This window comes from Asticcacaulis taihuensis, assembly GCF_900100255.1.
Classification (GTDB): domain Bacteria; phylum Pseudomonadota; class Alphaproteobacteria; order Caulobacterales; family Caulobacteraceae; genus Asticcacaulis; species Asticcacaulis taihuensis.
This window is the reverse complement of record NZ_FMTS01000002.1, coordinates 410755-426614: the sequence shown is the minus strand read 5'-3', so window position 1 is coordinate 426614 and position 15860 is coordinate 410755. Positions and strand designations below refer to the sequence as shown.

Genomic DNA, 15860 nt, shown 5'->3' with positions numbered 1-15860 from the left:
TTTTACCGCATGATGCGCCCTCTCTCAGGGGGCGCAAATGCAGAAGCTATTGCACGGAGTGATGAATCTGAAGGCCCGGACCCTGTTCGGGCTGGTGTTCGCGGCGGGTTTCGGCCTGCTGCTGGCGATCCTGATTCTGCTGCATTCCTCACTCGGTATGGTCGCTGAGAAGACCAATGAACTGGATACACGCCGCGCCGAGGAAACCGCGCAGGCCGCCATTACCACCACCATCGACAATCTCACCGCCACCCTGACCGACAATGCCGTATGGAATGGTGGCCAGGAGGAAATCTACCGAAACGGCATTGAGCCGGACTGGCTCTATTCGACCTGGGGCAACAAAGCCAGCGACCAGAACGCCTATGACGGCGCGTTTGTGCTTGATGGTGATTATCGGATTCTATGGGGCTATATCGATGGCAAGCCCTATCCGGGGGGCAGCTTTGCGCGCTTCGGCGCCGGCTTCAATGCCCTGGTTAAGGCCGATCCATCGCAGATTTCGTCAGGCGAGCGCGTGGTGGTCGGCCTGTCCGAAACCTGGAAGGGGCCGGCGATTGTCGGCATCAGCCTGATCCGCCGGTCGGATTCCGGCGTTGCCATCCTGGGAAAGGAGCGGCGCTATCTGGTGATGACCCGCCACCTGACGCCGGCCCTGCTGAAACCTATCGGCACCACCTTCGGGCTGGCCAATCTGCGCCTGGCGGCTTCTGGCGAGGCAGTGGCCCCGGCCAAAAGACTGCGCAGCGCCGCCGGTGATATCGGCCAACTGACGTGGACACCGCGCAAGCCCGGCATGGAGGCGGCGCGCGCCGCCGCCTGGGGCATCCGCAAGGTGGGCCTGGTTACCGCCCTGCTCATCCTGCTGTTTACCGCCGCCAGCGCCTTCGGGCTTTATCGCCTGTCCAAGAGCGAGAAGCTGGCGCGCAGTTTCGCCCTGACCGATGGCCTGAGCGGCCTGCCCAATCGCCGCGCCCTGTTCGAACTGGTGCAGAAGGCGAAATCCGGTCGCGGACCGGTGCATAAGACGGTGGTCTATCTCGATCTCGATGGCTTCAAGGAGGTCAATGACATCTATGGCCATGCCACCGGCGACAAGCTGATCATGATCGTGGCGGCCATGCTGAAGGGCATCATGCCGCAAGGCGCCCTGCTGGCGCGCATGGGCGGCGATGAATTCGCCATGGTTCTGACTGGACCTGAAGCCATGAAGCCGTGCCTTGATTTCGCCCAGGCCATTCTCGATTTCTTCGCCAAGCCGGTGCGGATCGGCGAACGCAGTTTGCAGGTCGGCGCCAGTATCGGCATCGCGGCCGCCGACATCAAATCGGTGCGCAGCCAGGAACTTTTCCGCCGCGCCGACATGGCGATGTATGAATCGAAAAGCGCCGGCAAGAACCGCATAACCCTTTATGACGCCGAACTTGATGCCGAACGCCTGCGCAAGGCTGCCATCGAGGCCGGTATCCGCAAGGGGCTGGAGGGCGATGAATTCGATGTCGTCTACCAGCCGATCATTGAGGCCCGCAGCGGCGCGATCAACAGCCTTGAGGCCCTGGTGCGCTGGCCGCGCCGCCCGGAAGGCCCGCTGATGCCGGATCAGTTTATCGATGTCGCCGAGGCCAGCGGGCTGATTCATCCACTGGGCCAGTTCGTGCTGAAAAAGGCGTGCAACGATCTGCGTGAGGTGCCGGGTTTGCGCCTGAGCGTCAACCTGTCGCCGGCGCAGTTCCGCGATCCGGAGCTGGAGGCCAAGGTGGCGAAGACGCTGGCAGAGACCGGCTTCCCGACCGACCGTCTCGAACTGGAAGTCACCGAAGGCTATCTGATCGAAAATCCGGCGCGGGCCGTAGCCGCCATCGGCAATCTCAAGGCGCTGGGCGTTTCCATGGCGCTCGATGATTTTGGCACCGGCTATTCCAGCATTGGCTATCTGCGCCGTTATCACTTCGACAAGATCAAGATCGACAAATCCATGGCCGGCACGGTCGACCGCGATCCGCAGGCGGCCGCGCTGGTGGCCGGCACAGTGGCCATCGCCCAGGCGCTGAATATATCGGTCACAGCCGAGGGCGTCGAGACGGAGGATCAGGCGCGCCTGCTCAGGCTGGCCGGCTGTCAGTATTTGCAGGGCTATTATTACAGCCGCCCCAAGCCGCTGTTAGAGGTGTTGGCGATTCAGAAACACATGACTGAAGTGGCTTAGGTATAAAGACGGCTGTCCCACCATATCGGTACGGCCAGATTCTGGCTGATTTTGGGAAAATCCGGATGAGCCGGATTGATCAGGATATTACGTTCTTCGCGCGCCACAACACTGGGAACCAGAAGCAGACAGGAGCGTTTTTCGACGATCCAGGCGCTGCCAAAGGCTTTTGAGTCAATGCAATCGCTGTTGTGCCAGCCGGGCAGGTGTGCAGGCTGCAAGGCTTCGTAACTAACGGCGGCCGGGATTTGAATGCGAATGAAATGCTGCTGCTTTGGCATAAACCCGTTCGTATGCACAAGGCATTCCAGCATGGCGGTAGAATAGTGCTCAGACGTATATATTACGGGTGTAGTTGATGTATTCCAGCGGCCGGGACTAATGGTTGATCCCGTTGCGTCGAAGATCGGATAAAGTCCGTTCGGATCGCCCAATCGATACGCAGTCAGCGCATCAGGCAAGGTAAAAGCCATCAGGCGGCAACGCTGTACTTGATCCGCCCCAATAGCAGTTCAACGGCGACACCGCCGCTTTCACCGCTGAGAGCCTTCTGCAGGGGGGTTTTGCCGTCAAACTCTATATGCGGTTTATTGAGAAATTGCCGGGCTATATCCTCGGAACCGAAGATCTCGGTCGCATAACTCAGCAGGCGTGTTAAGCGCGCTGTTTTTTCGCTTTGTTCGCTATTCAGCTTTTGCACGACGATTTTCGCACCCTTGGCCGTGCGCCGCCGGTAGGTTGATTCCGGAACGATCAGATATTTAAACTTCGGATCGCTGGGGGCGAGCCTGGCCGCGAGCTGATCGACGGCGATGACAGGCAAGCCGTTTTCGACGAGCTGGGCATAGGTCGGACGGAAAGAGTTCTGGCGCGAAAGTTCGTTGATCCAGTCAATTTTTGCAGGCTGCATGGTGATTTCCTCACATGGCATAAAAAATACGCTCACGTGGCGGAATTTGCAAGAGACAATAAAAAAAGCGGCCCCTCGCAGGACCGCCTTTTCATTTCATCCGTGTTCGGACGGGTTAGCCGGCGAACTGGTAAGCCGTCTTCACAATGGTGTAGAATTCCTTAGCGTAAGCGCCCTGTTCGCGCGGGCCGTAGGACGAGCCCTTACGGCCGCCGAACGGGACGTGGTAATCAACGCCGGCGGTCGGCAGGTTGACCATGACCATGCCCGACTGGATGCGGCGCTTGAAGGTTTCGGCCGACTTCAGCGAGCTGGTGCAGATACCGGCCGACAGGCCCATTTCGGTGTCGTTGGCGACCGCGATGGCCTCTTCCAGATCCTTGACGCGGATGACCGAGGCGACAGGGCCAAACACTTCTTCCTTGTTGATCTCCATGTCCGGGGTGGTTTTGTCGATCAGGGTCGGGGCGTAATAATAGCCCGGCGTGCCGAAGGTCAGGTCTTCGCCGCCGGCAACAATGGCGCCGCCCTGGGCCTTGGCCTTGGCGACGGCGTCACGGGCGATCTGGAGCTGTTCCTGGCTGGCGATCGGGCCCATCTGGACGCCGTCGGCGCGCGAGTCGCCCACCTTGATCGCCTTGGTGGCCTTGGCCAGTTCCTCGACGAACTTATCGGCGATGCCTTCGGTGACGATGATGCGCGATGATGCGGTACAGCGGTGACCGGAGGAGAAGAAGGACGAGTTCAGCACCGAATTGACGGCGATGTTGAGGTCGGCGTCATCGAGCACGACGACGGGGTTCTTGCCGCCCATTTCGCACTGGATGCGCTTGCCCTTGGCGACGGCGGCGTCACGGACACGCGTGCCGGTGGGGACAGAGCCGGTGAAGGAGATGCCGTCGCAGCCATCGATCAGCAGCGGGCCGGCCACCGAACCGCGGGCGAAGACGACGTTCAGCACACCCTTGGGCAGGCCGGCGCGGTTGAGGATATCGGCCAGTTCCCAGGCGCAGCCGGGGGTCAGTTCGGCGGGCTTGCAGACGACCGTGTTGCCGAAGGCGATGGCCGGGGCCATCTTCCAGGCCGGGATGGCGATGGGGAAGTTCCACGGGCAGATCAGGCCGATGACACCGACCGGCTCGCGGGTGATTTCCACCTTGACGCCCGGACGGACGGAATCGAGCACTTCGCCGTGGGCGCGCAGGGCCTCGCCGGCGAAATACTTGAAGATATGACCGGCGCGGGTGACTTCGCCGATGCCTTCCGGCAGGGTCTTGCCTTCTTCGCGCGACAGAAGCGCGCCGAGTTCGGCCTTGCGGGCGAGGATTTCGGTGCCGGCAGCATCCAGCACGTCGAAGCGCTGCTGCGGCGTCGAGAACTGCCAGGTCTTGAAGGCTTCGCGGGCGGCGTCAATGGCAGCCGAGACTTCGGCTTCACCGGCGGTCGAATAGGTGCCGATGATGTCGTTGGTGTCCGAAGGGTTGATGTCGTTGAAGGTCTTGTCGATGACGACCCATTCGCCGTTGATCAGATTGCCTTTAGTGGTCATGGCCGAAGCTCTCCTGAGGATGTGTGGCATTATAAAAAGCACTGGGCGGCTCTATAGGCCGTTATGGTAGCGCTCACAAGGGGGTGTTGTGCGACCCTATATAGTCAGACAATAGACGTTTGTCATCGGTGCGGGCTGAAGATTCTGAAAATATCACATGCTCGACCTGAGCACCTGCGACCTCCGGCAGGGTGGCAAGCCGGTCGGTCATGCGGCGGGCTTCTCCCGGCGTCAAGCCGGTGAGGCGGAAGCGATACTGGAATATGCCGGCAAAACGCGATTGCTTATATCCGGTGATCGGTTTGTCCAGCCAGGCGGCGATGTCGCAGGGTTCAAGCGCGGTCAGGGTGATGATGTGGTGGAGCTGGCCAGCCAACTCGGCAGCCACCAGGTCGTCGGGTTCGGTAAAGAGGGTACGCGCGTTCAAGTCTCAAGCCCTTAAAGCTCAGGTCTCGAAAGGGAGGTGAAGACAATCCCGTTTCGTTGCCGGATATCGGCCGCATCGCCTTATGGAAGGCTGCCACCTTGCCGGGGAAGGCAGGTTGGCGCGGGCCGTATTCATATTGGCCCGCTCTTGATGCGCGGCCTCTATATCGCCGCTCCGTGACGGCTTCAAGTAAAATCGTATACAATTTTGTTAATGTCTGTATTTACTGAAATCTTGGGTAATCTCTTTTGAGGTGCATTGCTTTCATATGCTGGTAAAGCGCATGTGACGCCGAAATCCGGCGCGGCAGTTATTGAGGCGTGTTCCCATGGCTATTCCGTTTATCGACCTCGGCATTCAGCGCGAACGTATCGGCGCAAAGATTGAGGACGCCGTTCTCAAGGTGATCAAGCACGGCGCCTATATTATGGGGCCGGAAGTCAAGACCTTTGAAGCTAATATGGCTAAGTTCGCCGGCTCGAAGCACACCCTGTCCTGCGCCAATGGCACCGACGCCATCGAGCTGATCCTGCTGGGGCTGGGCGTCGGGAAAGATGACGCGGTCTTCGTGCCGGCCTTTACGTTTGTGGCCACCGCCGAAGTGGTGCCGATGACCGGCGCCGAGCCGGTGTTCGTTGATATTCAACCCGATACCTACAATATCGATCCAGTAAAGCTGGAAGCCGCCATTGAGGCCGTTATCAAAGAGGGGCGTCTGAAACCGGCCGCTATTATCGCTGTCGACCTGTTCGGCCAGCCGGCCGATTATCCGGCCCTGTCGGTTATCGCCAAAAAGTATGGCGTCCACCTCATCAGCGACTCCGCGCAAGGCTTTGGCTGCTCCATCAATGGCAAGCAGCCGCTGGAATGGGCCGTAGCGACCGCCACCAGCTTCTACCCGGCCAAGCCGCTCGGCTGTTATGGCGATGGCGGCGCGGTGGTGACCAATGACGATGCCCTGCTGGAGCGCCTGATCTCGTTCCGCGTTCACGGCGGCGCCACGCCGACCGACGCGGCGACGATGAATTACACCCACGAAGCCAAGTACCTGAATGTCCGCATCGGCATGAATTCGCGCCTCGACACCATCCAGGCGGCGGTTCTGGTCGAGAAGCTGGCCATATTCGGCGAGGAAATCGAACTGCGCCAGAAGGTGGCGAAGCGTTATAACGAGTTGCTCGGCGGCAAGGTGATCTCGGTGCCCTTCGTCAAGGAAGGTTATGTCTCGACCTGGGCGCAATATACCATCGAGCATGAAAACCGCGACGGCCTCCAGGCCCATCTGCGGGAAAAGGGTGTGCCGTCGGCGGTCTATTATCCGATCCCGCTGCACCAGCAGCCCGGCTATGCGATGTTCGCGTCCGGCACCGGCGATCTGGCGGTCTCGGAGGCCAAGTCGAAGACCGTCATCAGTCTGCCGTTCAGCCCGTATCTGGATGAAGCGACGCAGGATGAAATCGTCGCGGCGGTCCTGTCGTTCAAGGGGTGATTGACAGATTGCAGTCTCCGGCGATCAATATGACAGCCGGAAGCGGTATTTTGTCGTGTGGTCGTAAAATTTCTCAAATTTTGCGGGTGCGCGGGAAAAATTTGTCTTTTAATCCCGACAATCTTCCGCTATGGACAAAAAATACCCTCTATCTCGCGTGTGCACACACACGGACATTGTCCGTGCCCGGACTGCGGTGTGTTGGGTAAAGCTTTGAATTTCTAAGGATGTGACATGGCAATCTGGCAGGTCAGTGCAGCGGCGGCAACGGCAGAGGCGGCGAAGCCCGTTCTGCTGGCGCATCAGGCTGCGCTCAACCTGAATGGCGGCGACGCCGGCTGGATGCTGGTCGCCACCTGTCTGGTTCTGTTCATGACCCTGCCCGGCCTGGCGCTGTTCTACGGCGGCATGGTGCGCAAGAAGAACCTGCTGTCGGTGCTGGCCCAGTCGGTCGCCGTGTCGGTGATCGCCTCGGTTATCTGGGTCTTTATCGGCTACAGCCTGGCCTTCGGCGTCGGAGGGGGTTCTGACAGCAGCTTCCTCAACAAGATCATCGGTGGTTTCGATATCGCCCTGCTGAACGGCGTCCGGCTCGATACGGCCTATAAGGCCGCGCCGAACCTGCCGGAATATCTGTGGGTCGCCTACCAGATGACCTTCGCCATCATTACCCCGGCCCTGATCATGGGGTCGATCGTCGAGCGCATGAAGTTTTCAGCCTTCTGCGTCTTCATGGCCCTGTGGAGCGTTCTGGTCTATGCCCCGGTGGCGCACTGGGTCTGGGGCGGTGGTTTCCTCGGCCAGATGGGCGTGCTCGATTTCGCCGGCGGGGCGGTGGTTCACGTCAATTCCGGCGTCGCCGGCCTGGTCGCCTGTCTGGTGATCGGCAAGCGCAAGGGCTTCGGCCGCGACAACATGGCGCCACATAATCTCGGCTACACCATGATCGGCGCCTCCATGCTTCTGGTCGGCTGGATTGGCTTCAATGCCGGTTCGGAATGGGCGGCCGACAGCCGGGCTTCGGTCGCCATGCTCAATACCATCGTCGCCGCCATGACCGGTGCGATCGGCTGGATCATTCCGGAATGGTTCGAGCGCAAGCAACCGACCCTGCTCGGCATGGTTTCGGGTCTTATCGCTGGCCTGGTGGCCATAACGCCTGCGGCAGGCTTCGTCACGCCGGGCGGCGCCCTGCTGATGGGTCTGATCACCGGCCCGATCTGCTATCTCGGCTCGACCTACGTCAAGAACATGTTCCGCTATGATGACAGCCTGGATGCCTTCGGCGTCCATGCCGTGGGCGGTTTTACCGGCGCGCTGCTGACAGCGGTCTTCGCCAATACAGACATAAATCCGGCCGGCGCCGGCGCCAGCGTACTCAAACAGTTGCTGGGTCTCGTGGTGGTCATCGGCTGGAGCGCGGTAATTACCTTCCTCATCCTCATGGTCTGCAAATATACAACAGGCCTTCGCGTAACAGAGGAAGAGGAGATCGAGGGCCTCGATCAATCACAGCACGGGGAGACCCTGCACGGATAATCAGAAGGCTGAAAAGCCGGATTGAAATTCCCCCTCGTGATTGATTTCAGGCCCACCCCACGCGGGGCGGCCACGGGATCAGCCGAGGGGGTTTGCATGTCAGGGTATCGATGTGCGAAAATTCCGAAGAGCTTCTCTTCGGCAAGGCCAAGCGGCCGCCCGAGCTGATGCGAGGGAAGCCATGCGGCGCTTGAGCTACAAGTATCGAATGATACGATAACGGCAAATATGTCATCTGTGGTAAAAAAGCTGACAGACCTTTGCCCGATATGAGATTTGAACTTTTCTTCGCCGGGGTTTTGCGCTTTTAGCAACCCTGCGAAGAGTATGGGCCGGCAACGGTCGCAGCGTAGAGAAGGGTAGTCGTATGGATACGAACCGTTTCGTGATTGAAGTCAAAAAGACGCCGGCGAAGTCCGATGCGAAGACACGCACCGGCAACTTCAACGAAATCTATGCCGACTTCACACCGACACAGGCGTCGCACCAGGCCTCGCGCTGCGCCCAGTGCGGCGTGCCCTTCTGCCAGCATGGCTGCCCGCTGTCGAATAACATCCCCGACTGGCTGCGCCTGACCGCCGAAGGCCGTCCGCAGGAAGCCTGGGAACTGTCATCGGCCACCTCCACCCTGCCGGAAATCTGCGGCCGCATCTGCCCGCAGGACCGTCTGTGCGAAGGTTCGTGCGTTCTGGAGCAGTCCGGCTGGCAGAACGTCACCATCGGCAGTGTCGAGCGTTATCTCGGCGACATGGCGTTTGAAAACGGCTGGATCGAGCCGATCAGGCCGGAGGTCGAGCGGGCGCAATCGATCGGCATCATCGGCGCCGGTCCGGCCGGCATTGCCGCCGCTGACCGCCTGCGCACGCTCGGTTACAAGGTCACCATCTATGACCGTTATGACCGCGCCGGCGGCCTGCTGGTTTACGGCATCCCGTCGTTCAAGCTGGAAAAGCACGTCGTGGCCCGCCGCACCGACCGCCTGGCCGCTTCGGGCGTCGAATATGTGCTGAACTGCGATATCGGCAATGATGTCAGCTTCGAGGAACTGCGTGAAAAGCACGACGCCATCCTGATCGCTACCGGCGTCTATAAGGGCCGCGCCCTCAGCGTGCCCGGCTGTGGCTCGAAGGGGGTGGTCGCCGCGCTCGACTACCTCACCATGTCGAACCGCCAGGGCTTCGGCTACGAAGTCGATCCGGCCGCCGAGGCGCATCTGGATGCCAAGGGCAAGACCGTCGTCGTCATTGGCGGCGGCGACACCGCCATGGACTGCGTCCGCACCGCCATCCGCCAGGGGGCGAAGTCGGTCTCCTGCGTCTATCGTCGTGACCGCGCCAACATGCCGGGTTCCGACCGCGAAGTTGCCAATGCCGAGGAAGAAGGCGTCCGCTTTGAGTGGCTGTCGGCTCCCAAGGCCGTGCTGGGCGACGCCGAAACTGTCACCGGCCTCAAAATCCAGCGGATGCGCCTGACCACACCGGACGCGCAGGGCCGCCAGGGCATCGAGGATATCGCCGGCGCTGAATCCGACCTGCCGGCTGACCTGATCATCGAGGCCCTCGGCTTCGAGCCGGAAAACATGCCGGTGATGTTCAATGAGCCCAAACTCGAAGTGACGCGCTGGGGCACCATCAAGGTCCATGCCGGCGAGTTCCGCACTATGGTCGATGGCGTGTTCGCGGCGGGCGATATCGTCCGCGGCGCGTCGCTGGTCGTCTGGGCCGTGCGCGAGGGGCAAGATGCCGCCGCCGACATTCACCATTATCTGCAAACCGAACTCCTTGTCCCGGCGAATGCCAACGAAGAGCTCCAACTGGGAGCCGCGGAATAAAATGACCAAATTCGATTCTTACAAGCACTACCAGGATCAGCGCGCCCGCCTTATCGAGGCCCACGCCTATGATCCCGCATCCGAAATCTCCGCCTGTGGCGTCGGCGTCGTCTGTTCCATCGACGGCTCGCAAAAGCGCGAAGTCGTTGAGCTGGCCGTCAAGGCGCTGAAGGCCCTGTTCCATCGCGGCGCGGTCGATGCCGACGGCAAGTCGGGCGATGGCGCGGGCATCATGATCAATGTGCCGCAAGCCTTCTTCCGCAAGCAGGTGGAAAACATCGGTCATAAGCCGCGCTCCGGCCCGATCCTCGTCGGCCAGGTCTTCCTGCCGCGCACCGATCTCGGCGCCCAGGAAACGGCGCGGACAATCGTCGAATCCGAAATCCTGCGTTCCGGCTTTTATCTCTATGGCTGGCGCCAGCCGCCGGTTGACGTGACGCAACTGGGCGAACGCGCCTCGGCCACGCGCCCGGAAATCGAGCAAATCATGATGGCCGCGCCGGAAGGTCTGGAAGGCGAGGCGCTGGAACGGGCCATGTTCCTCTGCCGCCGCCGCATCGAAAAGCGCGTTGACGAAGCCAATCTCGGTGATTTCTACCTGTGCTCCTTCTCGGCCAAGACCCTGATCTACAAGGGCATGTTCCGCGCCGAGTCGGTCGATGACTTCTATCTCGACCTCAAGGATCCGGACTTCACCTCGTCGGTCGCCATTTTCCACCAGCGCTTCTCGACCAACACCTTCCCCGAATGGCGCCTGGCCCAGCCCTTCCGGATGCTGGCGCACAACGGCGAAATCAACACCCTGCGCGGCAACATCAACTGGATGAAGTCGCACGAGATCCGCATGGCCGCCACCACCTTCGGCGGCGAGGCCCATGACGTGAAGCCGGTAATCCAGCCGCGCGGCTCCGATTCCGCCGCGCTCGATAACGTCTTTGAGCTGCTGGTTCGCGCCGGCCGTTCGGCGCCGATGGCCAAGGCCCTTCTGATTCCGGAAGCGACCGCCAAGGACGCCACGGTCTCCGAGGCCAACAAGGCGCTTTACGCCTATTGCAATGCCGTGATGGAGCCATGGGATGGCCCCGCCGCTATCTGCGCCACCGATGGCCGCTGGGTCATCGCCGGCAAGGACCGCAATGGCCTGCGCCCCCTGCGCGTCACCGAAACGAAGGACGGCCTGCTGATCGTCGGCTCCGAAGCCGGCATGACCGGCGTGGCCGAAGAACGCGTCGCGCGCCGCATCCACATTGCGCCGGGCCGCATGATCGCGGTCGATCTCGAAGGCGGCAAGCTGTACGGTGAGGACGAAATTATCGACGCCCTGGCCCAGAAGCACGACTACAAGGGCTGGCTGGAAAACATGGTCGAGCTGGAACCCCTGATCATGCCGGGGCCGGAACCGCGTGCCTATCATGGTGAGGAACTGCACCGCCGCCAGATCGCTGCCGGCTTCACGCTGGAAGACCTCGATACTGTACTCGACGCCATGGTCAAGGACGGCAAGGAGGCCATCGGCTCGATGGGCGACGATACGCCCCTGGCCGTGCTTTCCGAGCAGTGGCGTCCGCTGGCCCACTATTTCCGTCAGAACTTCGCCCAGGTCACCAATCCGCCGATCGACCCGCTGCGGGAATCGCAGGGCATGTCGCTCAAGACGCGCTTCAAGAACCTCGGCAATATCCTGGCTGAAGATGAAGCTCAGACCGACGTCTTCGTGCTCGAAAGCCCGTTCCTCAGCACGCTGATGTATGAACGCATGGTGACGTTCGAGAACGTCGGCCATGTCGCCAAGCTCGACTGTACCTTCGCCATTCCGTCGGAAGACGCCATTCCCGGCGCCGGCCTCAAGGCCGCTCTGGAGCGTCTGCGTGACGAAGCCGTCAAGGCCGTCAGCGAGGACAAGGCCAGCATGATTGTGCTGAGCGACGAGGCGCTGTCCGCCGAACTGATGGGTGTGCCGATGATCCTGGCTGCCGCCGCCGTTCATTCGCGGCTGGTGCAAAAGGGCCTGCGCTCCTTTGTGTCGATCATCGTCCGTACCTCGGAAGCCATGGACCCGCACACCTTCGCGGTGCTGGTCGGCGTCGGCGCCACGGCGATCAACCCCTATCTGACGCTCGAAATCCTTCAGGAACGCCTGGCCCAGGGCCGTTACGAAGGTTTCAACGAGCACAAGGCGTTCTCGAACTACAAGAAGGCCATCGAGGCCGGCCTGATGAAGATCCTGGCCAAGAAGGGCATTTCGGTCATCTCCTCCTATCGTGGCGGTTATGAGTTCGAGGCGCTCGGCCTGTCGCGCGCGCTGGTGGCCGAATATTTCCCCGGCGTGACCTCGCGCATTTCCGGCATCGGCCTCAGCGGTATCGAGCAGAAGCTGGCGAAGCTGCACCTCAATGCCTGGGCGAAAAAGCCGGTCACCCCTATCGGCGGCTTCTACAAGATGCGCGCCGCCGGCGAGACCCACTACTACCAGCCGAAGCTGATCCACCTGCTTCAGGACGCCACGACGCGTGACGATTACGAGGTCTTCAAGAAGTACTCGGCCCTGATCGCCGGCATGTCGAAGACGGCGCCCACCAGCCCGCGCGACCTGCTGGCCTGGGAAGCAAAGTCGGCCCCGATCGCCATCGAGGAAGTGGAATCGGTCAACGAAATCCGCAAGCGTTTCGTCACGCCCGGCATGTCTCTCGGCGCGCTCAGCCCCGAAGCCCACGAGACCCTGAATATCGCCATGAACCGCATCGGCGCCCGTTCGGTGTCGGGTGAGGGCGGGGAAGACCCGGAACGCTATCACCGCCGTCCGAACGGCGATAACCCGAACTCGCAGATCAAGCAGATCGCGTCCGGTCGCTTCGGCGTTACCGCGGAATACCTGAACCAGTGCCGCGAAATCGAGATCAAGGTGGCGCAGGGCGCCAAGCCCGGCGAAGGCGGGCAACTGCCCGGCTTCAAGGTCACCGAGTTCATCGCCCGTATGCGTCACTCGACGCCCGGTGTCGGCCTGATCTCGCCGCCGCCGCACCACGACATCTACTCGATCGAAGACCTGGCCCAGCTCATCTATGACCTGAAGCAGATCAACCCGCGCGCCCGCGTCACCGTCAAGCTGGTGTCGCAGTCGGGCATCGGCGCGGTCGCGGCCGGCGTGGCGAAGGCGAAAGCGGACGCTATCCTGGTGGCCGGCAATGTCGGCGGCACGGGCGCTTCGCCCCTGACCTCGGTCAAGTTCGCCGGTCTGCCGTTCGAACTCGGCCTGTCGGAAGCGCATCAGGTGCTGACGCTCAACAATCTGCGCGGCCAGATTCGCCTGCGCGCCGATGGCGGTATGCGCACGGGCCGTGACATTGTGATGGCCGCCATGCTCGGCGCCGACGAATTCGGTATCGGCACGGCCTCGCTGGTCGCCATGGGCTGCCTGATGGTGCGCCAGTGCCAGTCGAACACCTGCCCGGTCGGGGTTTGCGTCCAGGACGAACGCCTGCGCGCCAAGTTCACTGGCACGCCGGACAAGGTGATCAACCTCTTCACCTTCATCGCCCGCGAAGTCCGTGAAATCCTGGCCTCGCTCGGCCTGCGGTCGCTGGGTGAAGCCACCGGCCGCACCGACCTGCTCCAGCAGGTTTCGCGCGGCGGGGCGCACCTTGACGACCTCGACCTGAACCCGCTGCTGGTCCGCGTCGATCTCGATCCGGGCGCCACCATCACGCGCTATGACGAGATCAATGAAGTGGCCGACACGCTCGATGCCCAGATCGTGCGTGACGCCGCCTACATGCTGGAACGCAAGGAAAAGATGCAACTGACCTACGATGTGCGCAATACCATGCGCGCCGTCGGCACCCGCACCTCGTCCCATATCGTCAGCAAGTACGGCAATACGCTCGATGAAGGCCACCTCAAGCTCGAACTGCTGGGCTCGGTCGGCCAGTCGCTCGGCGCCTTCGCGGTCAAGGGCCTGACCATCAACCTTATCGGTGAAGCCAACGACTATGTCGGCAAAGGGCTTTCCGGCGCCACCATCGTCGTCCGTCCCAAGGTCTGGCAGGAAAACCAGGCTCTGGCCGGCAACACCATCCTCTATGGCGCGACCTCAGGCCAGCTTTACATCGCGGGTACGGTCGGTGAGCGTTTCGCGGTCCGTAACTCCGGCGCAACCACTGTGGTGGAAGGCGTCGGGGCGCACGGCTGCGAATATATGACCGGCGGTGAAGTCGTCATCTTAGGTCGAGCCGGCGCCAATTTCGGCGCGGGCATGACCGGCGGTGTCGCCTATGTCTACGATCCGGACCAGACCTTCGCCCAGTACATCAACCCCGAAGGCATCACACTGCGCACCGTTCCGGACGAGAATGTGGCTCGCCTGAAGGAACTGATCACCACCCATCTCGAAAAGACCCTGTCGCCGCGTGCCCAGGCCATTCTCGATGACTGGGACAACAGCTTGAAAGCCTTCGTTGAGGTCATGCCCAATGAGATACTGGCGATACAGGCAGCCAAAGAAGCATTGAGAGCTTAAACAGAAAGCGGTCCCAAAAGGGCCGCTTTTTTGTATGATGTTATACCCACCCCTAACCATATATTAGGCATTACCCGCTCTAATAGTATACGTTTAGCGTGCAAGGGGCGAGTTATGGCGAGACAGGTGCTGATACTGGAAGACAGCCGGACCCAGGCGATCATCATCAGTAAAATGTTCCAGCGTGCCGGCTATGAGGCCGTCTGCGTGACCGATATGCCGGAAGCGCTGGCCCAGCTCAGCGCGCAGAAATTTGATCTGCTGGTGCTGGATGTCTTTATCGAGAGCCACAATACGCTCGATGATCTCGATATCTACCGCGAACATGCCCCGGATGTGCCGATCGCCATCATGACGGCCGGTCAGGTCAATAATCCCGATGCCGGCGCCACGGCGCTCAACAAGGCGCGTCGCGCCCGCGTGAAGTTCCTGCTGCCCAAGCCGTTTTACTTCGATGACGTCAAGCAGGTTTGCGGCGATGTCGATGCCTACTGGGCGCAGACCGAAAATGCTGATGCCGCGGCGGTTGCCGAGTAAGAAGTAGCCCGCCATGTCCCCGCGTACCCCCCTCCGCCGTCCGGACCCCGACGGTGACCTGTCCCGCCTGATGGACCTCATGCAGCATTCCGAGACACTCGTCGGTCTGCTGCACAGCTTCTACCTGAAACTCGATACCCGCCGGTCGCAGGATTTCCAGGCCATCGCCGATTCCATCGCCCAGGCGCGCGCCGAGATCAGCGACCTGAATCCCAATGGCGCCTTCTCCAATGCCGGCGCTGAACTGGCGGCCATTACCCAGGATACCGAAAGCGCCACCAATACCATCATGACGGCGGCGGAAACCGTGATGGGGCTCAATGCCGCCGATCCGCAACTGGCGGGCCGGATCACCGACGAGGTGATGAAGATGTTCGAAGCCTGCGCGTTCCAGGATATTACCGGCCAGCGCATTTCCAAGATCGTCCGGCTGCTGAACCAGATCGAGGCGCGAGTGGCCGACCTGGCCGCCGTGGTCGGCATCGGCGAGGAAGTGGCCGCCGCCGATCTGACGGCGGCTGAAATCCGGGCGCAGAACCTGCTGCTTAATGGTCCGGCGCTGGACGGCCCCGAAACCAATCAGGCGGATATCGACGCCCTGTTTGCTTAATGCGCTCAGAGGCCGCGCAGGCTCGCCGCATTGGCGGCGGCATGCGGTCGCACGCCGCAGGGTTGCGATGCGGCAAGCCCATCACAACCCGGATCAATCCTTACGACATGAAAACCAAATTGTGATTTCACCGCCAGGTTGCGGTAGCATAGTCTGCGCGGCACCGCCGCAAGCCGGGGTGCGAGTTGGCTTTTTTGTTAGGCGCACTTTTTAATCCGAAAAGTGCAAATCACACTTTTCGGAAAG

11 protein-coding genes and 1 riboswitch are annotated in these 15860 nt (G+C 61.2%); of the genes, 7 read left to right on the top strand and 4 right to left on the bottom strand.

Annotated elements, in window-relative coordinates; genetic code table 11:
- Positions 1-37 precede the first annotated feature (37 nt).
- Entirely contained in the window at positions 38-2206 is a 2169-nt protein-coding gene (locus BLO49_RS08730) for a bifunctional diguanylate cyclase/phosphodiesterase (RefSeq protein WP_090647109.1), read from the top strand.
- Here the strand turns inward: BLO49_RS08730 and BLO49_RS08725 are convergent.
- From BLO49_RS08725 to BLO49_RS08710, 4 genes are all read right to left on the bottom strand, one after another.
- Positions 2203-2679 carry an RES family NAD+ phosphorylase gene (locus tag BLO49_RS08725; RefSeq protein ID WP_090647106.1) on the bottom strand — a complete coding sequence of 159 codons (477 nt, stop codon included), beginning with the start codon at positions 2677-2679 and terminating at the stop codon, positions 2203-2205. The genes BLO49_RS08730 and BLO49_RS08725 overlap by 4 nt on opposite strands.
- Positions 2679-3116, bottom strand: coding sequence for an antitoxin Xre/MbcA/ParS toxin-binding domain-containing protein (locus BLO49_RS08720; protein ID WP_170828268.1), 438 nt, complete (start codon positions 3114-3116; stop codon positions 2679-2681). The genes BLO49_RS08725 and BLO49_RS08720 overlap by 1 nt, the downstream gene beginning before the upstream one ends.
- A gap of 115 nt (positions 3117-3231) precedes the next feature.
- Positions 3232-4665, bottom strand: coding sequence for an aldehyde dehydrogenase family protein (locus BLO49_RS08715; protein WP_090647101.1), 1434 nt, complete (start codon positions 4663-4665; stop codon positions 3232-3234).
- Between the two features lie 73 nt (positions 4666-4738).
- A complete protein-coding gene (locus tag BLO49_RS08710) occupies positions 4739-5092 on the bottom strand; it encodes a hypothetical protein (RefSeq protein WP_090647099.1) in 354 nt (117 codons plus the stop codon).
- A 42-nt stretch (positions 5093-5134) separates the two neighbouring features.
- A riboswitch (SAM-I-IV-variant riboswitch) is annotated at positions 5135-5251 on the bottom strand.
- Positions 5252-5420: 169 nt separating this feature from the next.
- On the opposite strand from BLO49_RS08710, the gene BLO49_RS08705 reads away from it, so the two are divergent.
- From BLO49_RS08705 to BLO49_RS08680, 6 genes are all read left to right on the top strand, one after another.
- A complete protein-coding gene (locus BLO49_RS08705) occupies positions 5421-6581 on the top strand; it encodes a DegT/DnrJ/EryC1/StrS family aminotransferase (protein WP_090647096.1) in 1161 nt (386 codons plus the stop codon).
- A gap of 234 nt (positions 6582-6815) precedes the next feature.
- On the top strand, positions 6816-8120 hold the full coding sequence (locus BLO49_RS08700) for an ammonium transporter (RefSeq protein ID WP_090647094.1): 1305 nt from the start codon (positions 6816-6818) through the stop codon (positions 8118-8120).
- A gap of 367 nt (positions 8121-8487) precedes the next feature.
- Positions 8488-9951 carry an NAD(P)-dependent oxidoreductase gene (locus BLO49_RS08695; protein WP_090647091.1) on the top strand — a complete coding sequence of 488 codons (1464 nt, stop codon included), beginning with the start codon at positions 8488-8490 and terminating at the stop codon, positions 9949-9951.
- Between the two features lies 1 nt (position 9952).
- Positions 9953-14467, top strand: coding sequence for a glutamate synthase large subunit (gene gltB / locus BLO49_RS08690; RefSeq protein ID WP_090647088.1), 4515 nt, complete (start codon positions 9953-9955; stop codon positions 14465-14467).
- Between the two features lie 114 nt (positions 14468-14581).
- Positions 14582-15004 carry a response regulator gene (locus BLO49_RS08685; protein WP_090647086.1) on the top strand — a complete coding sequence of 141 codons (423 nt, stop codon included), beginning with the start codon at positions 14582-14584 and terminating at the stop codon, positions 15002-15004.
- Positions 15005-15017: 13 nt separating this feature from the next.
- Positions 15018-15614: a protein phosphatase CheZ gene (locus BLO49_RS08680; protein ID WP_090647083.1), complete on the top strand. Its 597-nt coding sequence runs from the start codon at positions 15018-15020 to the stop codon at positions 15612-15614.
- Positions 15615-15860: the final 246 nt, after the last annotated feature.